Consider the following 25,479-nt stretch of genomic DNA (forward strand, 5'->3'; position numbering starts at 1 on the left):
GCTGACACTTATTTAGAAATGTGAGCAATCAGATCCAGAACTTTGTTTGAGTAACCCGTTTCGTTGTCGTACCAGGAAACCAGTTTCACAAAGTTATCGCTCAGTGCGATACCCGCTTTCGCATCAAATACGGAAGTCAGTTTTTCGCCGTTGAAATCGGTAGAAACCACTTCGTCTTCGGTGTAGCCCAGCACGCCTTTCAGCTCGCCTTCAGAAGCAGATTTGATTGCTGCACAGATTTCTTTGTAAGTAGCTGGTTTTTCCAGACGTGCAGTCAGGTCAACAACAGAAACGTTAGGGGTAGGAACGCGGAACGCCATACCAGTCAGTTTGCCGTTCAGCTCAGGAATAACTTTACCTACTGCTTTAGCAGCACCGGTAGAAGATGGGATGATGTTCTGTGCTGCGCCGCGGCCGCCGCGCCAGTCTTTGTGAGACGGGCCATCAACGGTTTTCTGCGTTGCAGTGGTTGCGTGAACGGTGGTCATCAGTGCTTCAACGATACCGAAGTTGTCGTTGATAACTTTTGCCAGCGGAGCCAGACAGTTAGTGGTGCAAGAGGCGTTAGAAACGATGTCCTGACCTGCGTAAGCTTTGTGGTTTACGCCCATAACGAACATTGGGGTGTCATCTTTAGATGGACCAGTCAGAACGACTTTCTTCGCACCAGCAGCGATGTGCTTACGTGCAGTTTCGTCAGTCAGGAACAGGCCAGTTGCTTCAGCAACGACATCAACGTTAACTTCGTTCCACTTCAGGTTTGCAGGATCGCGCTCGGCGGTAACACGAATGGTTTTGCCGTTAACAACCAGGTGGCCATCTTTAACTTCAACGGTGCCGTTGAAACGACCATGAGTTGAGTCGTACTTCAGCATATACGCCATGTAATCAGCGTCCAACAGGTCGTTGATTGCAACGATCTCGATGTCAGAACGTTCTTGTGCAGCGCGGAAAACAATACGGCCGATACGGCCAAAACCGTTGATACCTACTTTGATAGTCATATATTCCACCAGCTATTGGTTTGTGAATAAAAGGTTGGTTGTAAAATTACAAAAACCTTGCTGAGCGTCAAGCGGAATCGTGTCAATAGTTGCTGTAAGTCAAACCTATGACCAATCTTTGCGCAAAAACCGCTCGAGCCTGTAAATAAGTAACATCTAAGACTGATATGAGGGCGGAATGCATCATATAAAGCCTGCGTTGTCTCAATATGTGATGCTCATCACAATTAAATATTCATGCTGATAACATTTCTAATATTAGGCCAGAACGACCTGTTAGGTTGTTAATTTTTTGTTATAATCAATGATTAATTGAATTGATAACACCCGCTGTGAGACTTCCATGACTAACGACTCTGCTTCGCATACCCCGTCCGATAATACTGAACTGACTGAGATGCAGCGCTATGTCACCCAGCAACGCGGCACAGAGCCCGCGTTTTCAGGCAAACTGCTGCATAACAAGCGTACCGGCGTTTATCACTGCTTGTGCTGTCAGGCCCCGCTGTTTTACTCCGACAGTAAATATGACTCCGGCTGTGGCTGGCCGAGCTTCGATCAGCCCGTTTCCTCAGAAGCGATTCGCTATCTGGAAGATGATTCACACAATATGCGCCGTATTGAGATCCGCTGTGGGCAGTGCGATGCGCATCTGGGGCACGTTTTCCCTGATGGTCCGAAAACCACGGGCGAGCGCTATTGCGTAAATTCTGCTTCGCTGAGCTTTATCGATGACGTTGATGGCGAGCGCGTTGACGGGTAATCTGAGTGAGATGAATAGGGCATGGCAGGATGGCACTGCATAGCTTTAAACGATTCAGCTATCAAGCATTCCTGTAAATACAAACGTTTCTGTAAATGCAAACGTTCCTGTAAATACAAGTGCCCCTGTCAATAACAGAACTCAGTAAGAATAACGCTGACCTTTTTCGGAGCAGAAACCGGATATGGAACTCAATGATCTGATCGACGCGATGACGCCAGAAATTTACCAGCGGTTAGTCACGGCGGTAGAGCTGGGCAAATGGCCAGACGGTGTCGCGTTGACGGCTGAACAGAAAGAAAACTGCCTGCAAATGGTGATGATGTGGCAGGCTCGTCATAATGAACAGGCTGAGCACATGACGATTGGCACTAATGGCGAAATTGTGATGAAGAGTAAGCAGGAACTGAAGCGCGAGTTTAACATCGCTGATGCTATTGTTACGTTGAAGCCCGACGCCTAACGCGTAAGCAGGCAGCCTCATCGGCTGCCGTAATGCAGGGCGACAGTGACGCTGACTAGTGTGCGGAAGGCAGTGTAGCAAGGAACTGCGTCATATCCGTCAGTGTCGCCCCGCGCTGTACCATTTCCCGTAATGCAGATTCGCTGTCGTCGGGCAAAAGATTCAGGCCCCGACAACCGTCCACTAATATTTCGGTGTGATAACCCAGCGCAATGGCATCCCACACGCTGAACTTGACGCAATAATCTGTCGCCAGCCCGAGAATCGTCAAATGGGTGATATGGTTGGCATGTAGCCAGTCATCCAATTCGGTTTTTACCCGATGCCCGTTATCGAAAAAAGCGCTATAGCTATCGATCTCTGGCTGAGTCCCTTTTTGTACGATCCACTGAATGGCCGACTGATTAAGTGCGGGGTGGAAATCAGCACCAGCGGTTCCCTGCACGCAATGAACCGGCCACCAGATCTGCGGCCATCCGTTTAACTCGCCGATTTCTCCAACCTTGGTATTTGCATTAACGGCAAAGCAGCCGTGATTCTCGGGATGCCAATCCTGACTGGCGATCACGGTAACGCCAGCGGCCACGCAGGCCTCAATCGCACGGTTGGCAACCGCAATGACCTGATCGCCTTCATTAACGGCCAATGCGCCGCCGGGACAAAAATCATTTTGTAAATCAACTAATAGCAATGCTTTTTTCATTACCGACTCCGTGATTGACTCAATCTTTATCGCTCAATTCCCCATGCAGGTTCTGCTGCATCAAATGGCGAATTTCATCGGCGCTTAAGTCCTGCTGGCTCAATAAATAATGCAGTTTAGTCAGTGCAGCTTCAACGGTCATGTCAAAGCCACTGATCACGCCTGCATGCGCCAGCGCATTACCTGTCGCATAGCCGCCCATGTTCACACGACCGGAAATGCACTGTGTTAGATTGACGACCACAATGCCGCGTGCGGAGGCTTCGCGTAATTCGTGCAGCAGGCCGGGGCTTTGCGGCGCGTTGCCAACACCGTAGGAACGCAGGATAAGCGCCTTTACCGGCTGACGGAGGAAATTACTGATGACATCGGCAGAAATGCCAGGGTAAATCGTAATCACCCCGATAGGCTGTGGCGTTATGTGATGTACTTTTAGCGGTGGGCAGTTGCTGCATTCCACGGTGGGCGCCAGTCGACGAATATGAATACCGGCTTCCAGCAGTGGCGGATAATTAGGGGAAGCGAAAGCATCAAAACCATCCGCATGGGCTTTGGTGGTGCGATTGCCGCGTAGCAGCTTGTTATTGAAGAAGAGAGCGACTTCATTAATCGGATGATTAGCCGCAACGTATAGCGCATTCAGCAGGTTGGTCTGGCCGTCCGAGCGTAATTCTGCCAATGGAATTTGTGACCCTGTCACGATAACCGGCTTGGCCAGATTTTCCAGCATAAATGAGAGCGCAGAAGCGGTGAACGCCATCGTGTCAGTACCATGCAGAATCACGAAACCGTCGTAATCATCGTAGTGATCTTGAATATCGTCCGCAATGGATTGCCAGTCTGCTGGCGTCATGTCGGAGGAGTCGATCAACGGGTCATATTCATGAATCGTGAACGATGGCATCTCTTCACGATGGAATTCGGGCATGTTTGCCAACTGCTGTTGTAAATGACCGGATACCGGGACATAGCCATTAGCAGAACGCTGCATACCGATGGTGCCGCCCGTGTAGGCGACATAAATGGATTTCTTTCGCATGGTGGTGTGAGTAAGGAGTAAACCAAGAATTATAGAGGGAAAAACAGCCCGATAATACTATCATAAGCAATGACTATTACCGGGCTATACCCGTCATACTTCAAGCTGCTTGTGCGTTGACAATACTCGGCTCATTTCTGAGCCTCGCCCTGAAGGGCGGCCGCAAGCGGCGTTCAAATCGGCTAAGCCGATTTGTCCTTACTCACCCCAGTCACTTACTGGTGTAAGCTCCTGGGGATTAATGAGCCTCATAAATGAAGCTCACCCTTCGGGCCAGCGCTAGCGCTGTTCAAATCGGTAAGACCGATTTGTCGTTCGGTTGCCGCCTTCACGCAACCCGAATTATTTAGGGTATATATGTGCGCTTACTGTAAACGCTACCGGACTTCTCCGCAGTTGAGGCAAAATGCGTACCGGTTCTGCGGGTCGTTTAGGTTATTCATGATAGACGGTTGTGAGCGTACAGCTTCTGCCAACTGGGCGACCGGTGCCGGCAACATAGACTGAACGGCAACGGGCAGCAGGGCGTAAACGGAAGCGTTCACCTGATTCAGCATTGTGTCGAACAGACCAGGTTGTTCCGCATACCAGTTCAATTGGTATTGTCCCAGTTTGGCCAGCTCTGCGGCTTTCTTCACTGCATCATCAAAATCACCGATCTGATCGACAAGACCATTTTCTTTCGCATCGCTACCGACCCAGACGTGACCTTGCGCGATCTGATCGATTTGCTCCGGCGTTTTCTTGCGTGCCTGTGCCACGATATCGATGAAATTTTTATAGCCGCGTTCAATACTCAACTGCATCATCTGCGAGAATTCAGGCGGCAGCGATTTTGTAATCGACAGATCGGCCAGCGGGGAAGTGGCAACGCCATCCGTATGCACGCCAAGGCTTTCCAGCGAGTTTTCGAACGTGGTAATCACGCCAAAAATGCCGATAGAACCTGTCAGCGTACTGGCGCTGGAGATGATCGCGTTTGCTGGCGTTGAGATCCAGTAGCCGCCTGATGCCGCCATGCCGCCCATGGAGACCACGATCGGTTTGCCCGCCAGGCGAAGCGCCATCAGTTCTGAGCGGATCAACTCCGACGCGGTAACGCTACCGCCAGGGCTATTGACGCGCAGTACCAGCGCTTTGACTTTAGGATCGAGGCGTGCGGCACGAATTTGTGCTGCTGTGGTATCGCCACCGACCATTCCCGGTGTTTCCGGCCCGTCAATGATGGCGCCATTGGCAAACACAACCGCAATCTGGTTGTTATTTTGCACCGGCGGTTTGAGGGTGTAGTCGTAGATGCTGATAAAGTTAAAGTTGTTTTTCTGGCTATTCCAGCCGAATGCTTTAACCAGCGATTGCTCGGTCACGGAACGTGATGCCACTTCATCAACCAGCTTGTTATCCAACGCATAGCGTGCGGTGTCGCCCTGAACGGCCTGCAAGCCCGCAATGATGCCTGCTGCACCAGGGAAAAGCTGCTGAGGTGTAATCTGACGGTTAGCGGAAACGGTATTTAAATACTGCTGCCACAGCGCGTTGATCCAGCGGCCATCGGCATCGCGCGCAGCAGGAGACATATCGTCACGCAGATAGGGTTCAACGGCTGATTTATAGGTTCCCACACGGAAGATATTGGTGGTCACTTTCAGCTTGTCGAGCATGGATTTGAAGTAGAGATTGTTGGTCGCAAAACCGTGCAGATCGACACTGCCTTGTGGCGTCAACGACACCGTATTGGCAAAACTGGCCAAATAATATTGAGACTGATTGTAGCTGTCGCCGACGGCATAAATGGGTTTACCGCTATCACGGAATTCACGCAGCGCCTTGCCGATATATTGCAGGGATGGCTGGTCGGCACCGGTAAAGTCGCTGAGATCCAGCACCATTCCCGTGATGTTGTCGTCGCTCTTTGCCTGACGAATACTGTCAACGATATCGAACAGTGAGTTTTCCTGACGACGGTTGTTTGATGCACCGAAGAATTCGCGCCCTAATTGACGCAATTTGTTATTAACGGTGGGTTGATCAACGACTACGCCGGTTAGATCGACCAGCAGCGCACCCTTGGTGGCCACTTCCGGTGTTGTTTTTACCTGTGAGTAGATTCCAACGCCAACCAGAATCAAGGCAATAAGAAAAATATTGAGAATAAATTCTCTGATAAAATTAAGCAGACGCCACGTCCACTTAAAAAATCCGCTAAAAATTCGCCACAATGTGCGCATGATATCTCCATGAACGGGTAAACAACGTGTGCTCTACGTCCTTCAGCTCGCCTCTGGCAAGTGATGAAGCACAAGGAGTGATAGTATCCTAATGAGCAGACAGTAAAAAGTCAGTATTAAATCGCCGCAGAAGCGCGTCCTGTCGGGGCTATCTTGTAACAAAACTTCTACTTGTGCTAACGTGGCGCGCAACGTTGCCGTACCACTGTTTTTACTGTAGACCGCTTTTACTGTAGACCGCGTTTTTGCTGTAAACATCGTTTTAGCGTAAATGTGGCTTCTACCGTAGAAATGGCGTGTATCGCAGAAATTATATTGCCAGACAGGAGATGTGCGATGGATGCTCTTGAATTGCTCTTGAATCGTCGTTCGGCCTCGCGCCTGACCGCGCCAGCACCGACGGGTGACGCGTTGAATAACATCATCCACGCGGGTATGCGTGCGCCGGATCATGGTGCCATGCAGCCGTGGCGCTTTTTTATGATCGAAAATGACGGTCTGGATCGTTTTAGTGCGCTGCTGACCCGTGCGGCGCAGCAGGAAGGCTTGGACGACGCCGGTATCGATAAAGCGCGTCAGGCCCCTTATCGCGCTCCGCTGATTATCACCGTTGTCGCGCATTGCGAAGAGAACCCGAAAGTTCCGCTTTGGGAGCAAATTGTCTCCGCAGGTTGTGCGGTTCAGGCCATGCAGATGGCAGCATTGGCACAGGGCTTTAACGGTATTTGGCGTAGCGGTGCCTGGACGCACAATGCGCTGGTGCGTGAAGCGTTCAACTGTCGTGAACAGGATGAAATTGTCGGTTTCCTCTATTTAGGGACACCGCAGCTCAAAGCCTCAACGACAGTCACGCCGCTTGATACCGACACGTTTGTTCACTACTTCTGATCGTCATCTTTTGAAGAATATCGACTTCCCACCCGTTTTACCGTGTGCTTTCCCGCGAATGACGCGGGAAATGCACAGACTGTGTGCGATAGGGTGAATAATGCGACTTTTTATTGCCGAAAAGCCCAGCCTGGCGCGGGCGATTGCAGATGTGCTACCCAAACCGCATCGACGCGGCGATGGCTTTATTGCCTGCGGTCAGAATGATGTCGTGACGTGGTGCGTGGGGCACCTGCTGGAGCAGGCGCAGCCAGATGTTTATGATGCGCGCTACGCACGGTGGTCGCTTGCCGATTTACCTATCATCCCTCAAAAATGGTTGCTGCAACCGCGTCCTTCGGTTAGCAAGCAGTTGAACACTATTAAAAAGCTCCTGAATGATGCCAGCGAAGTGATTCACGCGGGAGACCCCGATCGTGAAGGGCAACTGCTGGTGGATGAGGTGCTGGAATATCTGGCGCTGCCGGAAGAGAAACGTCAGCAAGTACGCCGCTGTCTGATTAACGACCTCAACCCACAGGCGGTAGAGCGTGCCGTTTCTCGCCTGCGCGAGAACAGGGAATTTATTCCCCTATGTGTTTCTGCCCTCGCGCGTTCCCGGGCGGATTGGCTCTACGGCATTAACATGACCCGCGCCTATACGATATTAGGACGCAATGCCGGCTATGACGGCGTGCTGTCGGTTGGCCGTGTGCAAACGCCGGTGCTGGGGCTGGTGGTGCGGCGGGATGAAGAGATAGAAAATTTCGTCCCCAAAGACTACTTTGAAGTGAAAGCCCACATTGTGACGCCTGCGGATGAGCGCTTTGTCGCGCTTTGGCAGCCCAGCGAATCCTGTGAGCCGTATCAGGATGAAGAAGGGCGCTTATTGCACCGTTCTTTGGCGGAACATGTCGTCAAACGTATCGAAGGCCAGCCTGCGTTTGTCACCAGCTATAATGATAAACGGGAATCGGAAACGGCACCGCTGCCTTATTCGTTGTCGACGCTACAAATTGAGGCCGCAAAGCGTTTTGGGCTCAGCGCGCAGCAGGTATTGGACGTGTGTCAGAAGCTCTATGAAACGCATAAGCTGATCACCTACCCGCGTTCTGACTGCCGCTATCTGCCCGAGGAGCATTTTGCCGGGCGTCATGCTGTCTTGAATGCGATATCCGTACATCAACCCGATCTGCTGCCACAGCCAGTGATGGATGTGGATCGACGTAACCGCTGCTGGGATGACGGTAAGGTCGATGCTCACCACGCGATTATTCCCACTGCCCGCAGCGCCAGCGCCTCGCTGACGGAGAATGAGCGCAAAGTGTATGGTTTGGTCGCGCGGCAGTACATTATGCAATTCTGCCCAGATGCCGTGTTTCGTAAGTGTGTCATTGAACTGGATATCGCGGGGGGCAAATTTATTGCCAAAGCGCGGTTTCTGGCCGAAGCCGGGTGGCGCACGCTGCTGGGTGGTAAAGAACGTGACGAAGAAAACGAAGGCATGCCGTTGCCCGTGGTGGCCAAAGGTGATGAATTACTGTGTGAACGCGGTGAGGTGGTTGAGCGTCAAACCCAGCCACCACGACCGTTTACCGATGCGACGCTGCTATCGGCGATGACGGGTATCGCGCGTTTTGTGCAGGACAAGGAACTGAAGAAAATTCTGCGGGCGACCGATGGTTTAGGGACGGAGGCTACGCGGGCAGGTATCATCGAATTACTGTTTAAACGGGCGTTTCTGTTTAAGAAAGCGCGCTATATTCACGCAAGCGAAGCGGGGCGGGCGTTGATTCACTCGCTGCCTGCCAGCGCGGCACACCCCGACATGACAGCGCATTGGGAAGCCACGTTGACGCAAATCAGCGAGAAGAAATGTCGCTATCAGGATTTTATGCAGCCACTGACTCATTCCTTGCAGGCGTTGATTCAGCAGGCTAAACAAAACGGCGCGGTGAGAGCGTTTAAAGGACTTTCCGCGCCGCCGTCGGGTGCCACAAAACGGCGCAAGCCTCAGACTAAAAAAGCGAAGGAGCAGGAGCAATGAAATCGTTAGTGTCTTTGTGTTTCGTCAGTGTGATGCTGGTGCTGCCCACGCTGGCGCAGGCGAATCGTGGCGGGACGGATATTGTCGTTCCCGTACCACCGGAAGTGTGGGGTGCCGGGACGACGGTGCGTGAGCAAAGTAACAACTGCCTGCGCTGCTGTGTGTATGAAAATCGGAACTATTCCGAAGGCGCGGTGCTGAAGGTCGAAGGTGTGATTCTGCAATGCGTGCGGGACAAGCAAACGTTGGGAACGAATAACCTGATATGGCAGTTGATTAAGCAATAACGGCGCGTTAAGGAAGTATGACGTTTACTGCTTCCGCTGCTTTTCATCCCCGCTGTGCTTTGATGCACGGCGGGGATAGCATTTTTATCGCGTATTATTTTTACCAGGTACTATTTTTACCAAGTTACTATTTTTTACTACGCACTGTCTTTACAACGTATTCTCTCTACAGCGCGATCTATTCCTACAGCGCAAATTGTGCCCAAATTGGCGCATGGTCGGATGGTTTTTCCATTCCCCGAATGTCGTAATCAATACCGGTAGCAACGCAGCGTTCGGCCAGAAACGTGCTGGCGAGAATCAGGTCGATACGCAGGCCACGGTTGTCATCAAACCCGGCTGAGCGGTAATCAAACCACGAAAAACGATCGTTGCTCTCGGGGTTGGCGGCACGGAAGGTGTCAATCAATCCCCAGCCTTGCAAACGCGCCATCCATTCACGCTCTTCCGGCAGGAAAGAGCATTTCCCGGTGCGTAGCCAGCGCTTGCGATTCTCCTCACCAATCCCGATATCCAGATCGGTCGGGCTGATATTGACATCACCCATTACGATCAGTGGTTGCGTGGCGCTGTGGTGCTGTTCCAGATAGGTTTGCAGATCCTGATAGAAACGTGTCTTAGCGGGGAATTTCACCGGATGGTCGCGGCTTTCTCCCTGTGGAAAATACCCGTTAACAATTGTAAAGGTGCCATGCTCCGTGGCGAAATCCGCCATGATGATCCGGCGCTGTGCCTCTTCTTCATCCGTTGGAAAACCGCGACGTACCGCTATCGGCTGCGCTTTACACAGCAGGGCGACGCCGTAGTGCCCCTTCTGCCCATGATAATAAACGTGGTAACCGTACTGGCTGACATCCTCTAACGGAAACATGTCATCGTGGACTTTGGTTTCCTGCAACCCGATGATATCCGGCTGATGTTGTTCGATAATGGCGGCCAACTGATGAGGACGCGCCCGCAGGCCATTGATATTAAAAGATACAACTTTCATGTTCGCTGCCATTCGCTGAAAAATGTGACCAGATGGTAGCAGAAAATGAGGTATGGCGTCACGGTGAGGAGGGGCTTTCGGTACGCGCGAATGAAGATATTGCCGTGATGTTAGAAGCGCTTAACGCAGATGAGCATCCGTGAAAATAAGATTCACTTATATTCAGTTGAATCTAAGGCTTGTCGACCGTTATACTCCGCACCTCGCAGGAGAGAGGGCGTATACCCTAGGGTATATATAACGCTCCGCCGAAGGCGCAAACTCCCATAATCGCTCAGGCTACCCTAACTGCGAATTCCATTGAAGCCAACTGGAGAGAGGTTGCGATGCAACCCACCGAAGGGGCAAGCAGCACGGCTGCGTAAACTCTCAGGTAAAGCGGACAGCGGGAGTGGCACATTTCACAGGATAACTTGTGTGCTGACTTACATCTATCTGATCGCGATTACGGCAGAGGGGATGTCCGGGGCGTTAGCCGCCGGGCGTCGCAATATGGACATTTTTGGCGTAGGCATGATTGCTTTTATCACCGCGCTTGGTGGTGGCACCGTTCGCGATATTCTTCTCGGTAATTATCCCATCGGCTGGACGCAGCATCCCGGCTACATCTACCTCACTATTGGTGCGGGTCTTTTTACGATTATCGTTGCGCGCTTTATGCACCATTTGCACCGCCTCTTTCTGGTACTGGATGCGATGGGGCTCATTGCCTTCACCATCATTGGCTGTAATGTAGCGCTGAAGCTGAATTATTCGATGACGGTGGTGGTCATGGCGGGTATCGTGACCGGCATTTTCGGTGGAATATTGCGTGATATTTTCTGCAACCGTACACCAATGGTGTTGAAGAAAGAGTTGTACGCCAGCGTCTCGCTTTTAGTCGCGCTTTTATATTTGGGGCTCAAGTCACTTAACGTCAACCACGATATTAACCTGCTGGCGTCATTCACTATTGGTTTGGCCGTGCGTCTGGCGGCAATTCGCTGGTCATGGCAACTTCCCGTTTTCTCTTATGTTCCAGGGCGCTGGAAAGGAAAAGCGTAAGGCAGATTTTTGCCCCATCGTCTATGTCGCGCTGATTATCGGTGTGAGTGACGGTGGGGAAAATAACGCTGCGCGTTGCTCAAAACCGTGCCGGTTTTGTCGAACCTTGGTCGAAGGTTCTCACCTTCCCCTAATAGGAATCTGATGTTTTAGCGTTGGGATGTTGTTTAGAAGAACTACTTTGAAATGGTGGTGGGGGAAGGATTCGAACCTTCGAAGTCTGTGACGGCAGATTTACAGTCTGCTCCCTTTGGCCGCTCGGGAACCCCACCACTGGCCTTGCTACTCGAGGCTTTCGCTTCAAGTGGGGCGCATCATAGCAAATGACGCGCCTCTGTAAAGCGGTATATATCAAAAATAAATGCGGTTGCCGTTTTTTTATTCCGTTCGGCGCATCCTTACACAAAAAGATGTCCGATCAACCAATTACAGAATAATGGTGCGGTTACCGTAGACAAAAACACGTTGTGCCAGCACGCGGTATAATGCACGGCTCAGGACATTTTTCTCAACGTCACGGCCTGCTCGCATCATGTCATCTGCCGAGTAAGTATGGTCGACGTGAATAACGTCCTGCATGATGATGGGACCCTCATCCAGGTTATCGTTGACGTAGTGTGCCGTCGCGCCAATGATTTTTACACCGCGTTCGTAAGCCTGATGATACGGGCGAGCACCGATAAAAGCAGGTAAGAACGAGTGGTGAATGTTGATCACCTGATTTGGGTAGTGTTGAACAAACGCCGGCGTCAGCACTCGCATATATTTCGCCAGCACGACGTAATCGGGTTTGTACTGATCGATCTGCGCGATCATCTTTTGATCGTGCTCTTCGCGAGTCAATCCTTCATGGCTGACCAGATGGAAAGGAATATCAAACCGTTCTACCAGCGTCTGTAAGGTATCGTGGTTGCCGATGACAGCGGCAATTTCGACATCCAGACCGCCATAGGTACTTTTCATCAACAGATCGCCCAGACAGTGGGCTTCTTTTGTCACCAGAACGACGATACGACGACGGCCTGCTGCGGTTAATTCGCGAGACGATCCTTCGGGAAGTGCACTATCAAGGTCGGCTAACAATGTGGTGTCGTTGAAAATCCCTTCTAACTCGGTCCGCATGAAAAAGCGGCCAGTGCGGTGATCGACAAACTCATTGTTTTGCACAATATTCAGTTCGTGCTTGTAACAAATATTCGTAATTTTCGCGATGAGCCCTTTTGCATCGGGGCAAATGGTTCGTAATACTTTTCTTTGTATATTTTGGGATTGCATGAGCGCGTGGATCCTGTCCAAAAACTAAAATAACGATCTTATGGTACCGTAGCGATAACGCCGCGCGGGGACTGCCTGTGTTCTATTGTCCGCAGCACTTTTTGTATTTTTTGCCGGAATCGCACGGGCAAGGTTCATTTCTGCCTGTCTGCACATGAACGCCGTCTATATAGTACCAGTGATTATGCAGGCGAAGGAAGCGTGAGCGCTCTCGCATTACTTCTGTTCGCTGGCTGTCTGTTTCCGAGATATAACGTGCGGCGAATTCCACATAGCCTTCATCGGGCGTTTTTCCGGGTGACGTTGCCAGTATAGTAAGGCCAAGCCACTGCGAATTTTGGCAGCTTTCAGTGAGAGACGCGCGCCATTTCTCGGGTTGGAGATCGGGGTGCCAGGTGGCGATAAGGTAATCCACATCCTGTTTGACGTAGGCGGTATAGCGCGATCGCATTAAGATGGCGGGTTCAGCCGCTGTTGCGGCATGCGTGAGATAGGGTTGACAGCATGCGTTATACTGCAATCCACTGCAACAGGGGCAAGATTCTGACACGACGTCTCCTGAAGAAAGTTTAAGATAAAAACTGATAGATAATAAACAGATCCCTATGCAGGATGCCGATATGTTACCTAAGAAGCTCTACGTGTAGCAATGTGCGCTAAAATGAAGACGGGTGGTTCGATCATGCAACGGAAAAAGATTGGAGTAGCCTTGGGATCCGGGGCAGCGAAGGGATGGGCGCATATTGGTGTGATTAATGCGTTAACAGAAATGGGGATAGCAGTTGACGTTGTAGCCGGTTGTTCTATTGGTGCGCTGGTAGGCGCGGCGTATGCCACCAACAATTTAGTTTCAATAGATCGCTGGGTGAGGGCGTTTGGTTACTGGGACGTGATTCGACTGATGGATCTCTCCTGGCAGCGCGGTAGCTTATTGCGTGGCGATCGTGTCTTCAATAGCGTGAAGCATTTGCTCCCGACAACACAGATTGAAGACTGTGACATCAAATATGGCGTGGTGACGACAAACTTGAGTACAGGGCGTGAGCTCTGGCTGACAGAAGGCGATTTACATCAGGCTATGCGCGCGTCTTGCAGCATGCCTGGTCTGCTATCCCCCGTTCGATTTAACGATTACTGGCTGGTGGATGGCGCGGTGGTTAATCCTGTCCCCGTTTCTCTGGCACGGGCAATGGGGGCTGATATTGTGATTGCGGTTGATCTTCAGCATGACGCCAGTCTGAATCATCAGGATTTGCTATCGATCAAACCAACGGCGTCAGACATTGATGCCGAAAATGTCTCGCAAGATTGGCGTAGCAGAATTCGTGAGCGTTTACTGCGAAGTCGGCGTCAGCCAACAGAGAGTTCACCAACGGCGATGGAGATCATGAGCACATCGATCCAGATTCTGGAAAATCGGTTGAAGATGACGCGGATGGCAGGCGATCCGCCTGATGTGCTGCTGCAACCGTATTGCCCTCAGATCGCGACGTTAGATTTTCATCGGGCGCAGGAAGCGATTGAGGCCGGTTATAAGGCGGTAGAAAAGATGCGTGATGAGTTGTTGCCACTAGCGACAGAATCGTAATTAAGAACAGTGGGTGTGAAGGGCGCATGTTGTTGAGAGCGTGTGCAGTTAAGAACGCATGTAGCCTAAACACATGTCGTTAGAAATGCGTAAGTATGTCGTCTATCCGGCATGTCGGCGCTAAAGCAGGTGTGATTATTCGGTGTTTGAAGTAAGGGGTACTGATGGAACAACCACTGGCGGGTAAGCATATTTTAGTCATTGATGACGAGGCCGTTTTTCGATCTGTGCTCGCTGGTTATCTGACTTCTCTTGGGGCTTCCGTTCAGGAGGCGATTAATGGATTAGATGCACTACGTATTCTTGAACACTACCAACCCGATTTAATGATTTGCGATCTGAAGATGCCGACGATGGGGGGCATTGAGTTCCTTGAACGCCTACGTTTGAAGGGCAACGATACGCCAATACTCATCATTTCTGCAACCAGCCAGATGGCGGATATTGCCAAAGTCTTGCGTCTTGGCGTTCAGGATGTATTGCTGAAGCCGATTCGTGATTATGCGCGCTTGCGTGAAGCCGTTATGTCCTGCCTGTATCCCGATATGTTCACTTCACAGTTGAATGAAATGGATCAACTGATGCAGGACATGGATTCCCTCAATCAATCTCCTGAAGCGGTAACCAAGCTGCTTGCCCAGCTACAGCCCCCCGTTCAGCAAACGCTGGCTCATTGCCGTGTTAATTACCGCCAGTTAACCACGGCGGAACAGCCGGGGCTGGTGTTGGATATTGCCGCGCTGTCGGAGGCGGAACTGGCGTTTTACTGCCTTGATGTCACTCAGGGCGTCAATAACAATGGGACGCTGGCCGCGCTACTGCTTCGAACGTTGTTCAATGGGCTGCTTCAGGAGCATTTGGCCGATCAGCAGCACCGTTTGCCGTATCTACCGACGCTATTAAAGCAGGTAAATCAGTTGCTACGCCAAGCGAGTCTGGACGGTCGTTTTCCTTTGTTGGTGGGGTATTACCATCGACAGCTAAAACAGCTGATACTGATTTCTGCCGGGTTAAACGCGACGCTGAATGTTAACGAACAGCAAATCGCACTGAATAGCGGTGTGCCTTTAGGCACGCTTGAAGGTGCTTATCTCAACCAGTTGAATTATCAGTGCGAGGCATGGCAATGTCAGATATGGGGGGCGTTTACGGCTCATGTTGACGACAGAATAGTCTGATAGCGCAAGACGGTGCGGATTTCAGGCCATACCCCTCTTTCGGTATTATTTTTTATTTCCTACCATGTAGGGAGTTATCTTATTTTCATTGCACAGTAATGTTGGGACAAGCGTGCTCTTGTTAAAGTCGTTATACTCTTTCGGTTATCTTGAGTAGATAAATAAAGTTCATTATTTGAACGGTATATAAGAGGCTGTTTATGTCTATTGTGAATAAAAAAGTAAAAAAAGCGGTCATACCAGTTGCTGGATTAGGGACGCGTATGCTGCCTGCCACCAAAGCCATTCCTAAAGAAATGCTGCCGTTGGTAGATAAACCGCTGATCCAATATGTTGTTAATGAGTGTATCGCTGCAGGGATTAATGAAATTATTCTTGTTACACACTCTTCTAAGAATTCTATCGAGAACCATTTCGATACCAGTTTTGAGCTGGAAGCCATTCTGGAAAAACGTGTTAAACGTCAGTTACTGGAAGAAGTCCAATCTATCTGTCCTAAACACGTCACCATTATGCAAGTGCGTCAGGGATTAGCTAAAGGGCTGGGCCATGCAGTATTGTGCGCGCACCCGTTAGTGGGTGATGAGCCTGTCGCGGTTATTCTGCCAGATGTGATTATTGATGAATATGCGTCCGATCTGAAGAAAGATAACCTGAGCGAAATGTTGCAACGTTTTTCTACTACAGGCCACAGCCAGATTATGGTCGAGCCAGTTGAAAATGTAAGTAGCTATGGTGTGGTCGATTGTAAAGGCGTGGAATTAAAAGCAGGGGATAGCGCACCGATGGTCGGTGTGGTTGAAAAACCGAAAGCTTCCGAAGCGCCGTCTAATTTAGCCGTTGTTGGCCGTTATGTACTCTCTGCGGATATTTGGTCTCTGTTGGAGAAAACGCCACCGGGTGCAGGCAATGAAATCCAGTTAACTGATGCCATCGCAATGCTGATGGAAAAAGAAACGGTAGAAGCGTATCACCTGAAAGGTGTAAGCCATGACTGTGGTAATAAATTAGGCTATATGCAGGCATTCGTTGAATATGGTTTGCGCCATGACGGTTTAGGTCAGGAATTTGCGCAATGGTTGCAGGAAACGATTGAAGCAGAAGAAAAATAACAGAATGTAATGATTGCTCTCTGTTTTACAAAAGCAGAGAGCAGCTAAAAACGCCGCATATCTGTTTTCTCTTTGCATTTGCAAAACGCGGTGCCAAAGAAAAACCCCCGATAGCTATCGGGGGTTTTTAGTATTCAGTACTTATAAACAATTACAGCAGGAAATCGTCTAAAGATTTACCTTGCTCTTCGATTGCTTTCTTGATTACTGCCGGTGTACGACCCTGGCCAGTCCAGGTTTTAACTTCGCCGTTTTCGTCAGTGTATTGATATTTTGCCGGACGGGCAGCGCGTTTGCTTTTACCTGCAACTTTCACTGAACCTGAAGATTGTAATAATTCGTTAGGGTCAATACCGTCGGCAATCAGCATATCGCGATATTGCTGCAATTTACGTGCACGTTCTTCAACTTCAGCTTGAACCTGGCTATCTTCTTCGCGGCGTTCATTAACCACGACTTCCAGTTTTTCCAGCATTTCTTCCAAAGTATCCAGGGTACATTCTCTTGCCTGGGCACGCAGAGTACGGATGTTGTTAAGAATCTTTAGTGCTTCGCTCATTGTGATAATCTCAAATTAATATTATTGGTGGCGTGTAGAGTGATAATAGAGTGCTATTTTCCTTTCTGCAATAGTCAAATTTGTAAGTTTGTTAAAAAACATCATTTTTAAAACAGAACTCACATCGTATGTTACATAAATATAAATACTTTCCTGTTATCAAAAAAATACATTTGGTATGCCGCTTTTCTCCCTCAAACGACAGAGAATGGCTTATTGATGCTGCACCGTTGTTATAAGGAATGTTTATATCTTTTATCGTAACAGGCCGCCGCTGGTGGGCATATGGACAAAATGTGGTCGGGGAATAGCCCATTGCGTAGCGTGAAGGCGAGTTGTTACAATAAGTTTTTACGACACGAAGATCATATACCCTGCCTTTTGGAGTAACCGAGTGGCTCAACTTTATTTTTATTATTCTGCAATGAATGCAGGGAAATCGACGGCGCTATTGCAGTCGTCATATAACTACCAGGAGCGCGGGATGCGTACGCTGGTGTTCACTGCAGAAATAGATAATCGGCATGGTGTGGGGATTGTAAGTTCACGGATCGGCCTTTCTTCTCCGGCATTATTGTTTAATCCGCAGACATCCTTATTTGGATTGCTGGAGAAAGAGCATCGTGCTCAACCTGTAGATTGTGTATTAATTGACGAATGTCAATTTTTAACCCGCGAGCAGGTGAGTGAGCTTTCCGATGTCGTGGACCAATTAGATATCCCGGTATTGTGCTACGGGTTGCGTACTGATTTTCGTGGCGATTTGTTTTCCGGGAGTCACCATTTATTAGCGTGGGCAGATAAGCTGATTGAGTTAAAAACAGTCTGCCATTGCGGCCGTAAAGCCAACTGCGTATTGCGATTAGATGCGCAAGGTAATGCTGTCCACGAAGGGGAACAGGTCGTTATTGGCGGCAACGAGAGCTATGTTTCCGTGTGTCGTAAACATTATAAGATTGCGCTGGGATTAACCCGTAAGGAAAGCGAGTAAGGCGGTTAAATATCCGGCTGACGAGCAATTAATAAATAGCGTGTTAATGCGTGCGTGAGGAATAAAAATGCCCAACCCTAAACGGGTTGGGCAGAGCAGAGAGACACACCGCCTTAGCCTAAAGGCGGTACAGACAGCACGTTAATGTGCGGCTTTCTTACCGGTTTTAGCGGCTTTTGCCACAGGTTCAACCGCTTCTGTTTTTGCCTCTTCTGAGAACTTACGACCATAGTAAGTATCCAGCAGAATCTGTTTCAGTTCGGAAATCAGTGGGTAGCGTGGGTTAGCCCCAGTACACTGATCGTCGAATGCATCTTCTGACAGTTTATCTACCTTCGCCAGGAAGTCGGCTTCCTGTACGCCTGCTTCACGAATCGAGGTTGGGATCCCCAGCTCGGTCTTCATGTCTTCCAGCCAGTTCAACAATTTCTCGATTTTCTGCGCGGTGCGATCGCTTGGCGCGGTTAAACGCAGATGGTCGGCTATTTCCGCGTAGCGACGGCGTGCCTGTGGACGGTCATACTGGCTGAACGTCGTCTGCTTGGTCGGGTTGTCGTTCGCGTTATAGCGAATGACGTTTGAGATCAGCAGGGCGTTAGCCAGGCCGTGCGGGATATGGAACTCCGAGCCCAGTTTATGCGCCATGGAGTGACAGACGCCGAGGAAGGCGTTGGCAAACGCAATACCGGCAATCGTCGCGGCGTTATGTACGCGCTCACGGGCCACTGGGTTTTTCGCGCCATCGCGGTAGCTATCTGGCAGGTTCTCTTTCAGCAGTTTCAGCGCTTGCAAGGCCTGTCCGTCTGAATATTCGTTTGCCAGCACGGAAACATAGGCTTCCAGTGAGTGTGTTACCGCATCGAGCCCACCAAACGCACAGAGTGATTTCGGCATATTCATCACCAGATTGGCATCAACAATTGCCATATCTGGCGTCAGCGCATAGTCCGCTAATGGGTATTTTTGCCCGGTAGCATCGTCGGTGACGACGGCAAATGGTGTCACTTCAGAACCGGTCCCTGAGGTCGTGGTAATCGCCACCATTTTGGCTTTGACGCCCATTTTCGGGAACTTGTAGATACGTTTGCGGATGTCCATGAAACGCAGCGCCAGCTCTTCGAAGTGTGTTGTGGGGTGTTCATACATCACCCACATGATTTTCGCCGCATCCATTGGCGAACCGCCACCCAGCGCAATAATCACATCCGGTTTGAAGGAGTGCATTTGCTCAGCGCCTTTACGCACGATGCTCAGCGTAGGGTCAGCTTCAACTTCAAAGAAGACTTCGGTTTCCAGCCCGTGCTGTTTCAATACGGACGTCACCTGATCGACATAGCCATTGTTGAACAGGAAGCGGTCGGTCACGATAAATGCACGTTTAGCACCATCGGAGGCGACTTCTTCAAGGGCGATGGGCAGTGAACCGCGACGGAAATAAATGGATTTGGGAAGTTTATGCCACAACATATTCTCTGCTCGCTTGGCTACCGTTTTCTTGTTGATCAAGTGCTTCGGACCGACGTTTTCGGAGATGGAGTTTCCGCCCCAGGAGCCACAGCCCAGAGTCAGAGACGGAGCGAGTTTGAAGTTGTAGAGATCGCCGATACCGCCTTGAGACGCAGGGGTGTTAATCAGGATACGTGCGGTTTTCATCATATTACCGAAATGATTCACGCGTTCTGGCTGATTGTCCTGATCGGTATACAGGCAGGATGTGTGACCGATGCCACCCATTGCGACCAGTTTTTCCGCTTTAATGACGGCGTCGTTGAAGTCTTTCGCACGGTACATCGCCAGCGTCGGCGACAGTTTTTCATGAGCAAACGGCTCGGACTCATCGACCGCAGTGACCTCACCGATCAGCACTTTGGTGTTAGCAGGGACGGTGATGCCTGCCATTTCTGCGATCTTCGGTGCGGGTTGGCCTACGATGTCGGCATTCAGTGAACCGTTCTTCAGCAAAATACCCTGTACGGCATGCAGCTCTTTGCCTTTCAGCATGTAGCCGCCGTGGGTAGCGAAACGCTCACGCACGGCGTCATAGATGCTGTCCACGACGATAACTGACTGTTCTGACGCACAAATGACGCCGTTATCGAAGGTTTTCGACATCAGAATAGAGGCAACGGCACGTTTGATGTCTGCGGTTTCATCAACGACAACAGGTGTGTTACCGGCACCGACGCCGATTGCTGGTTTACCGGAACTGTACGCGGCCTTCACCATACCTGGGCCACCGGTGGCCAGAATCAGGTTGATATCCGGATGGTGCATCAACTGGTTGGACAGCTCAACGGAAGGCTGATCGATCCAGCCGATAATGTCTTTCGGCGCACCTGCCGCAATTGCCGCTTGCAGAACAATGTCTGCGGCTTTGTTGGTCGCATTTTTTGCACGCGGATGCGGGGAGAAGATAATCCCGTTACGGGTCTTCAGGCTGATCAGCGCTTTAAAAATCGCGGTAGAAGTGGGGTTGGTGGTGGGAACAATACCGCAAATCAGGCCAATCGGCTCTGCAATGGTAATCGTACCAAAAGTGTCATCAGTAGAGAGGATGCCGCAGGTTTTTTCATCCTGATAGGCGTTATAAATGTATTCAGATGCGAAATGGTTTTTGATGACTTTATCTTCAACGATCCCCATGCCGGATTCAGCAACCGCCATTTTTGCCAGCGGGATACGGGCATCCGATGCAGCGAGTGCGGCAGCGCGGAAGATCTTGTCTACCTGTTCCTGAGTGTAAGTGGCGAATTCCTGCTGTGCCTTTCTCACTCTTTCGACCAGTGCGTTAAGTTCAGCAACGTTGGTTACGGCCATAATGCTCTCCTGATAAATGTTAAACTCTTTCAGTCAATTGTTCGCCGAATAGAACAGTATAGATAAACGAGTGAGGGGCGTTTCCGTTACCTGGCTATTCTTTTCTGCCTATTTCGCATTCATTGACTCAAAGAGCTCGTCAGCCGCCGTTGTGGCGCGATTTCTGCTTTTTAAAATACTGTAACCGCCGACATCGTAAAATTTTGAAATATTATTTTGAAAATACATCAAAATTAAGAGGATTTACGTGTCTGCTACAGTATGAGATGAGCATACCTATTTGTGGGTGCCTTTTTTGTGATCAATATCAGACTTTCTTTATGCTGACACCATTCAGCATGCTGATGTTGATAATAACTATCATTAGCCAGATAAAATCAGCGGCTTTTCTACCTAAAATGGGTTGGTAAAGGATCGACAGCGGACGTTGAAGTGAAGCCCTGGCGGGAGAAATGCCAGCAAGGTTTGAGCGTATAACGGGAATTCGTTGTTCGTATAAGACATTTTCGCATAAACATTACTTATATCTTAATCGGGTTAGTTATTTTGCTCGTCTTCTATCGCAGGGAGGTTTCACACGCTTGTCGCGCAAAGTGAGTAACGAAGTTGTTAAAATAATAACATTTCGGTCAGATAATGACGCGGACAGGTAAGCGTGTGTCATCATTTTTGTGCTGTAAAAATGATGAAACCCGCTATGATGTTTTTTTGCTCAAAATCTATAAATTTCTGAATATTTAAAAAATAGTTGCAATATAAAATAAAAAACATTGTTTATCATAAGGTTAGTGGTTGAGTTGAATGACTGAAATAAAACGTTTACCGAGCTGTAGTAAAGAAAATTAAGCAACATCAATGTAAAAATATTGGCGAATGTGTCTGCTTTTGATAGCTTCGAGTGTCGACCTGCTATTCGTTATTTACCCATAAATTAATTTTATGATTTATTTGGATAATGGGCGATCTTTTCTGCTCTATGTGACGGCGATCTTTACGCGTAGAGTCCGGTATGGCGTTGTATCAAGACAGGGGCGTTTATAAAGTGAAAACTCGCAACACAAAACGATGCTTTGTTACCAGTATGATTGCTGCAGCAGTGATGGCGTCATGCGTGAATGTTCAGGCTGCTACTGTACCTGCCGGTGTTGAGCTGGCAAAAGAGCAGGTTCTGGTGAGAAACAATGGCGCTGAGGTGTCATCACTGGATCCACATAAAATAGAAGGTGTGCCGGAATCCAACGTCGCGCGCGATCTATATGAAGGGTTGGTGATTTCCGACCCGGATGGACACCCGATTCCTGGCGTGGCCGAGCGGTGGGAAAGCAGCGATTTTAAAGTCTGGACATTCCATTTACGTAAAGATGCCAAATGGTCGAATGGCGAGCCGGTTACCGCACAGGATTTCGTTTATAGCTGGCAGCGTCTGGCCGATCCGAAAACCGTATCTCCTTATGCTAGCTATTTGCAATATGGTCATCTGCTGAATATCGATGACATCATCGCCAGCAAGAAATCTCCCGATACGCTGGGCGTAAAAGCACTCGACGACCATACGCTGGAAGTCACATTGAGCGAACCGATCCCATACTTTTATAAATTGCTGAATCACTCGTCCATGTCACCGGTAAATAAAGCGGTGGTGGAGAAATTTGGTGATAAATGGACTCAACCAGAAAACTGGGTGGGGAATGGCGCCTACCGTCTGAAATCTTGGGTCGTGAATGAGCGGCTGGTGCTGGAACGTAATACCCAGTATTGGGATAACGCCAAGACCGTGATTAATCAGGTCACCTATCTGCCGATTGCTTCTGAAGTCACGGATGTTAACCGCTACCGTGCGGGTGAAATTGATGTCACCAATAATAAATTACCTATCGAGCTATTTCAGAAGCTGAAAAAAGAAATCCCACAAGAAGTTAAAGTTAATCCCTTCCTCTGTACGTATTATTACGAAATCAACAACCAGAAACCGCCGTTTAACGATGTCCGGGTGCGAACGGCGCTGCGTATGGGTCTTGATCAAGACATATTGACCAATAAAGTGAAAAACCAGGGTGATATTCCGGCCTATGGTTATGTTCCTCCATTTACGGATGGCTTGAAAGCGCGTACGCCAGAGTGGTTTACCTGGCCACAGGCGAAACGTAATGAAGAAGCGAAAAAACTGCTGGCGGAAGCGGGCTATACCGCAGAGAAACCGCTGACGTTTAATTTGCTCTATAACTCGTCCGATCTGCATAAAAAGCTGGCGATTGCGGCGGCGTCGATCTGGAAACAGAATCTGGGCGTCGACGCGAAATTGGAAAATCAGGAATGGAAAACCTATCTCAGCACGCGTCATCAAGGCAATTATGACGTTGCGCGTGCCGGATGGTGTGCGGACTATAACGAACCAACATCGTTCCTGAATAGTATGCTGTCAGACAGCAGCAATAACACGGCACATTATAAGAGCGCGACGTTCGACAAACTGATGGCGCAGGCTGTTCAGGCAAAAACGGACGAGGAACGTGCAGAGATTTATCAGCAGGCGGAATCGCAGTTGGATAAAGATGCGGCGATCGTACCGGTCTATTACTACGCGAATACCCGACTGGTAAAACCTTATGTCGGTGGTATTACCGGCAAAGATCCGTTGGATAATCTGCGGGTGAAAGATCTCTACATCATTAAGCATTAATCCGTCGCGATGTTATTTACGGTTTGATGCAAATGAAATGAGCGAGCTGCGATTAATTTGGTGTTTAATCTCTCGTTACCCATTCCTACTATGTGGGAATGGGGGGCGACGGGAACTGATTAATCGCTTTCTCACAGGGTGCTAATTCAGGAATCGTGCTGGGATAACTAACACGACAACATTACAGGAGAAAATAATGACACACATCACAACTAGAAAAAGAGTAGCAGCCGCTATTATCGCGGCGTTGAGTAGCACGATGGCTGTTTCAGCTATTGCCGCGACCGTTCCCGCTGGCGTTCAGTTAGCAGAAAAACAGGAATTGGTTCGTAACAACGGCGCGGAAGTGTCCTCCCTCGATCCCCATAAAATCGAAGGTGTACCGGAATCAAACGTGTCGCGCGATCTTCTGGAAGGGCTGGTCATTTCCGACGTTAACGGCAAAACCGTTCCCGGCGTAGCGGAAAGCTGGGATAACAAAGATTTTAAAGTGTGGACATTCCACTTGCGTAAAGATGCTAAATGGTCAGATGGCACGCCGGTTACCGCACAAGATTTCGTCTATAGCTGGCAGCGTCTGGCCGACCCGAAAACGGCCTCGCCTTACGCCAGCTATCTGCAATACGGTCATCTGCTGAATATCGATGACATCATCGCCGGTAAAAAATCCCCCGATACGCTGGGCGTGAAAGCGATCGACGATCATACTTTTGAGGTCACGCTGTCTGAAGCGGTGCCTTACTTCTATAAACTGCCTGTTTATGCCGCTATGTCTCCTGTTAATAAAGCCGCCATCGAGAAATTTGGCGATAAATGGACGCAGCCGCAAAACTGGATCGGCAACGGCGCTTATAAGCTGAAAGACTGGGTAGTGAATGAAAAAATTGTGCTGGAGCGTAATCCGCAATATTGGGATAACGCCCATACCGTCATCAATAAAGTGACCTATCTGCCGATTTCGTCGGAAGTGACTGACGTTAACCGCTATCGTAGCGGTGAAATTGATATGACCTATAACCAGCTGCCGATTGAATTATTCCAAAAGCTGAAGAAAGAAATTCCTGACGAAGTCAAAGTCAATCCATACCTGTGCACCTACTATTACGAAATCAATAATCAGAAACCACCATTTAACGATGTCCGTGTGCGTACGGCGCTGCGTCTGGGTCTGAGTCAGGATATTCTGACCAATAAGGTGAAGAACCAGGGTGATATTCCGGCCTATGGTTTTGTACCGCCATATATTGATGGCTTCAATGCACAGACGCCAGAGTGGTTCACCTGGTCTCAAGAGAAACGTAATGAAGAAGCGAAGAAACTGCTGGCGGAAGCTGGCTATACAGCACAGAAACCGTTGACGTTTAATTTGCTCTATAACTCATCCGACCTTCATAAAAAGATGGCGATTGCAGCGTCTTCGATATGGAAGCAGAACATTGGCGTAGACGTTAAGCTGGAAAACCAAGAGTGGAAAACGTTCCTCAACTCTCGTCAACAGGGAACGCATGACTTGGCGCGTGGCGGGTGGTGTGCAGACTATAACGAGCCGTCTACCTTCTTGAACAGCATGTTGTCGGAGAGTAGCAATAATAAGGCTCACTATAAGAGCAAAGAATTTGATGCACTGGTGGCGAAATCCTTGCAGGTGAAAACCGAAGAGGAGCGTGCTGCCGTATATCAACAGGCTGAAGCATTGCTGAATAAAGATGCAGTTATCGTACCTGTTTACTACTATGCAAATACCCGATTGGTGAAGCCTTATGTTGGTGGATTAACCGGTAAAGATCCCCAGGATAATGTTTACGTGAAAGATCTGTATATCATCAAGCACTAATAATAATGG

20 protein-coding genes, 1 tRNA gene, 1 pseudogene and 1 riboswitch are annotated in these 25,479 nt (G+C 49.4%); of the genes and pseudogenes, 12 read left to right on the forward strand and 10 right to left on the reverse strand.

Features of this window, described 5'->3' with window-relative positions; translation table 11 throughout:
• Positions 1-8: 8 nt before the first annotated feature.
• Positions 9-1,004 (reverse strand): glyceraldehyde-3-phosphate dehydrogenase, encoded by a 996-nt coding sequence (gene gapA, locus NAL19_RS10085; RefSeq protein ID WP_225088025.1) that lies wholly within the window; start codon positions 1,002-1,004, stop codon positions 9-11.
• Positions 1,005-1,347: 343 nt separating this feature from the next.
• On the opposite strand from gapA, the gene msrB reads away from it, so the two are divergent.
• Both msrB and NAL19_RS10095 read left to right on the forward strand, forming a co-directional pair.
• Positions 1,348-1,767, forward strand: coding sequence for a peptide-methionine (R)-S-oxide reductase MsrB (gene msrB, locus NAL19_RS10090; protein WP_180741073.1), 420 nt, complete (start codon positions 1,348-1,350; stop codon positions 1,765-1,767).
• Between the two features lie 184 nt (positions 1,768-1,951).
• Complete coding sequence (locus tag NAL19_RS10095) at positions 1,952-2,230, forward strand: YeaC family protein (protein ID WP_180741072.1); 279 nt, start codon at positions 1,952-1,954, stop codon at positions 2,228-2,230.
• A 55-nt stretch (positions 2,231-2,285) separates the two neighbouring features.
• On the opposite strand, the gene pncA is transcribed toward NAL19_RS10095, so the two are convergent.
• The 3 genes from pncA to sppA form a co-directional block, all read right to left on the reverse strand.
• Positions 2,286-2,933 (reverse strand): bifunctional nicotinamidase/pyrazinamidase, encoded by a 648-nt coding sequence (gene pncA, locus NAL19_RS10100; RefSeq protein WP_225088026.1) that lies wholly within the window; start codon positions 2,931-2,933, stop codon positions 2,286-2,288.
• A gap of 19 nt (positions 2,934-2,952) precedes the next feature.
• Entirely contained in the window at positions 2,953-3,972 is a 1,020-nt protein-coding gene (gene ansA, locus NAL19_RS10105) for an asparaginase (protein ID WP_225088027.1), read from the reverse strand.
• A 377-nt stretch (positions 3,973-4,349) separates the two neighbouring features.
• Positions 4,350-6,200 (reverse strand): signal peptide peptidase SppA, encoded by a 1,851-nt coding sequence (gene sppA, locus NAL19_RS10110; RefSeq protein ID WP_225088028.1) that lies wholly within the window; start codon positions 6,198-6,200, stop codon positions 4,350-4,352.
• Positions 6,201-6,536: 336 nt separating this feature from the next.
• Here sppA and NAL19_RS10115 point away from each other — a divergent pair, with 336 nt between their 5' ends.
• From NAL19_RS10115 to NAL19_RS10125, 3 genes are all read left to right on the forward strand, one after another.
• Positions 6,537-7,088: an NAD(P)H nitroreductase gene (locus tag NAL19_RS10115; protein ID WP_225088029.1), complete on the forward strand. Its 552-nt coding sequence runs from the start codon at positions 6,537-6,539 to the stop codon at positions 7,086-7,088.
• A 100-nt stretch (positions 7,089-7,188) separates the two neighbouring features.
• Positions 7,189-9,114, forward strand: a complete 1,926-nt coding sequence (locus NAL19_RS10120; protein WP_263059588.1) for a DNA topoisomerase III — start codon at positions 7,189-7,191, stop codon at positions 9,112-9,114.
• Positions 9,111-9,401, forward strand: a complete 291-nt coding sequence (locus tag NAL19_RS10125; protein ID WP_263059589.1) for a YnjH family protein — start codon at positions 9,111-9,113, stop codon at positions 9,399-9,401. Before NAL19_RS10120 ends, NAL19_RS10125 begins: the two co-directional genes overlap by 4 nt.
• Positions 9,402-9,585: 184 nt before the next feature.
• Here NAL19_RS10125 and xthA read toward each other — a convergent pair whose 3' ends face one another.
• Complete coding sequence (gene xthA, locus NAL19_RS10130) at positions 9,586-10,392, reverse strand: exodeoxyribonuclease III (RefSeq protein ID WP_225088032.1); 807 nt, start codon at positions 10,390-10,392, stop codon at positions 9,586-9,588.
• Positions 10,393-10,692: 300 nt separating this feature from the next.
• Positions 10,693-10,788, forward strand: a riboswitch (glycine riboswitch).
• A gap of 21 nt (positions 10,789-10,809) precedes the next feature.
• Between xthA and NAL19_RS10135 the strand changes: the two genes are divergently transcribed.
• Positions 10,810-11,436 (forward strand): trimeric intracellular cation channel family protein, encoded by a 627-nt coding sequence (locus tag NAL19_RS10135; protein ID WP_225088033.1) that lies wholly within the window; start codon positions 10,810-10,812, stop codon positions 11,434-11,436.
• 187 nt (positions 11,437-11,623) lie between these two features.
• Here NAL19_RS10135 and NAL19_RS10140 read toward each other — a convergent pair.
• The 3 genes from NAL19_RS10140 to NAL19_RS10150 form a co-directional block, all read right to left on the reverse strand.
• Positions 11,624-11,708, reverse strand: a tRNA-Tyr gene (locus NAL19_RS10140).
• 154 nt (positions 11,709-11,862) lie between these two features.
• Positions 11,863-12,711 carry a formyltetrahydrofolate deformylase gene (gene purU / locus NAL19_RS10145; RefSeq protein ID WP_225088034.1) on the reverse strand — a complete coding sequence of 283 codons (849 nt, stop codon included), beginning with the start codon at positions 12,709-12,711 and terminating at the stop codon, positions 11,863-11,865.
• An 82-nt stretch (positions 12,712-12,793) separates the two neighbouring features.
• Positions 12,794-13,261 carry a YchJ family protein gene (locus tag NAL19_RS10150; protein WP_225088035.1) on the reverse strand — a complete coding sequence of 156 codons (468 nt, stop codon included), beginning with the start codon at positions 13,259-13,261 and terminating at the stop codon, positions 12,794-12,796.
• 132 nt (positions 13,262-13,393) lie between these two features.
• On the opposite strand from NAL19_RS10150, the gene rssA reads away from it, so the two are divergent.
• From rssA to galU, 3 genes and pseudogenes are all read left to right on the forward strand, one after another.
• Positions 13,394-14,299 carry a patatin-like phospholipase RssA gene (gene rssA / locus NAL19_RS10155; protein WP_263059590.1) on the forward strand — a complete coding sequence of 302 codons (906 nt, stop codon included), beginning with the start codon at positions 13,394-13,396 and terminating at the stop codon, positions 14,297-14,299.
• A 164-nt stretch (positions 14,300-14,463) separates the two neighbouring features.
• A pseudogene (gene rssB / locus NAL19_RS10160) lies at positions 14,464-15,472 on the forward strand (two-component system response regulator RssB).
• Between the two features lie 205 nt (positions 15,473-15,677).
• Complete coding sequence (galU, locus tag NAL19_RS10165; protein WP_015840214.1) at positions 15,678-16,589, forward strand: UTP--glucose-1-phosphate uridylyltransferase GalU; 912 nt, start codon at positions 15,678-15,680, stop codon at positions 16,587-16,589.
• A gap of 151 nt (positions 16,590-16,740) precedes the next feature.
• Here galU and hns read toward each other — a convergent pair whose 3' ends face one another.
• Positions 16,741-17,148: a histone-like nucleoid-structuring protein H-NS gene (gene hns / locus NAL19_RS10170; protein WP_225088037.1), complete on the reverse strand. Its 408-nt coding sequence runs from the start codon at positions 17,146-17,148 to the stop codon at positions 16,741-16,743.
• 394 nt (positions 17,149-17,542) lie between these two features.
• Between hns and NAL19_RS10175 the strand changes: the two genes are divergently transcribed.
• Entirely contained in the window at positions 17,543-18,139 is a 597-nt protein-coding gene (locus tag NAL19_RS10175; protein WP_225088038.1) for a thymidine kinase, read from the forward strand.
• Between the two features lie 141 nt (positions 18,140-18,280).
• On the opposite strand, the gene adhE is transcribed toward NAL19_RS10175, so the two are convergent.
• Entirely contained in the window at positions 18,281-20,956 is a 2,676-nt protein-coding gene (gene adhE / locus NAL19_RS10180) for a bifunctional acetaldehyde-CoA/alcohol dehydrogenase (RefSeq protein WP_263059591.1), read from the reverse strand.
• 1,009 nt (positions 20,957-21,965) lie between these two features.
• Between adhE and oppA (NAL19_RS10185) the strand changes: the two genes are divergently transcribed.
• Positions 21,966-23,636 (forward strand): oligopeptide ABC transporter substrate-binding protein OppA, encoded by a 1,671-nt coding sequence (gene oppA / locus NAL19_RS10185; RefSeq protein ID WP_263059592.1) that lies wholly within the window; start codon positions 21,966-21,968, stop codon positions 23,634-23,636.
• A gap of 196 nt (positions 23,637-23,832) precedes the next feature.
• Positions 23,833-25,470 (forward strand): oligopeptide ABC transporter substrate-binding protein OppA, encoded by a 1,638-nt coding sequence (gene oppA, locus NAL19_RS10190; protein ID WP_263059593.1) that lies wholly within the window; start codon positions 23,833-23,835, stop codon positions 25,468-25,470.
• Positions 25,471-25,479 lie beyond the last annotated feature (9 nt).

This window comes from Pectobacterium sp. F1-1, assembly GCF_025643735.1.
In the GTDB taxonomy this organism is placed as follows: Bacteria; Pseudomonadota; Gammaproteobacteria; order Enterobacterales; family Enterobacteriaceae; genus Pectobacterium; species Pectobacterium colocasium.

What these genes read in the sequence shown, in the direction of transcription:
- gapA (WP_225088025.1), bottom strand. Translation starts at nt 1,004, where the DNA reads ATGACTATCAAAGTAGGTATCAACGGTTTTGGCCGTATCGGCCGTATT.
- msrB (WP_180741073.1), top strand. Translation starts at nt 1,348, where the DNA reads ATGACTAACGACTCTGCTTCGCATACCCCGTCCGATAATACTGAACTG.
- NAL19_RS10095 (WP_180741072.1), top strand. Translation starts at nt 1,952, where the DNA reads ATGGAACTCAATGATCTGATCGACGCGATGACGCCAGAAATTTACCAG.
- pncA (WP_225088026.1), bottom strand. Translation starts at nt 2,933, where the DNA reads ATGAAAAAAGCATTGCTATTAGTTGATTTACAAAATGATTTTTGTCCC.
- ansA (WP_225088027.1), bottom strand. Translation starts at nt 3,972, where the DNA reads ATGCGAAAGAAATCCATTTATGTCGCCTACACGGGCGGCACCATCGGT.
- sppA (WP_225088028.1), bottom strand. Translation starts at nt 6,200, where the DNA reads ATGCGCACATTGTGGCGAATTTTTAGCGGATTTTTTAAGTGGACGTGG.
- NAL19_RS10115 (WP_225088029.1), top strand. Translation starts at nt 6,537, where the DNA reads ATGGATGCTCTTGAATTGCTCTTGAATCGTCGTTCGGCCTCGCGCCTG.
- NAL19_RS10120 (WP_263059588.1), top strand. Translation starts at nt 7,189, where the DNA reads ATGCGACTTTTTATTGCCGAAAAGCCCAGCCTGGCGCGGGCGATTGCA.
- NAL19_RS10125 (WP_263059589.1), top strand. Translation starts at nt 9,111, where the DNA reads ATGAAATCGTTAGTGTCTTTGTGTTTCGTCAGTGTGATGCTGGTGCTG.
- xthA (WP_225088032.1), bottom strand. Translation starts at nt 10,392, where the DNA reads ATGAAAGTTGTATCTTTTAATATCAATGGCCTGCGGGCGCGTCCTCAT.
- purU (WP_225088034.1), bottom strand. Translation starts at nt 12,711, where the DNA reads ATGCAATCCCAAAATATACAAAGAAAAGTATTACGAACCATTTGCCCC.
- rssA (WP_263059590.1), top strand. Translation starts at nt 13,394, where the DNA reads ATGCAACGGAAAAAGATTGGAGTAGCCTTGGGATCCGGGGCAGCGAAG.
- galU (WP_015840214.1), top strand. Translation starts at nt 15,678, where the DNA reads ATGTCTATTGTGAATAAAAAAGTAAAAAAAGCGGTCATACCAGTTGCT.
- hns (WP_225088037.1), bottom strand. Translation starts at nt 17,148, where the DNA reads ATGAGCGAAGCACTAAAGATTCTTAACAACATCCGTACTCTGCGTGCC.
- adhE (WP_263059591.1), bottom strand. Translation starts at nt 20,956, where the DNA reads ATGGCCGTAACCAACGTTGCTGAACTTAACGCACTGGTCGAAAGAGTG.
- oppA (WP_263059592.1), top strand. Translation starts at nt 21,966, where the DNA reads ATGGCGTTGTATCAAGACAGGGGCGTTTATAAAGTGAAAACTCGCAAC.
- oppA (WP_263059593.1), top strand. Translation starts at nt 23,833, where the DNA reads ATGACACACATCACAACTAGAAAAAGAGTAGCAGCCGCTATTATCGCG.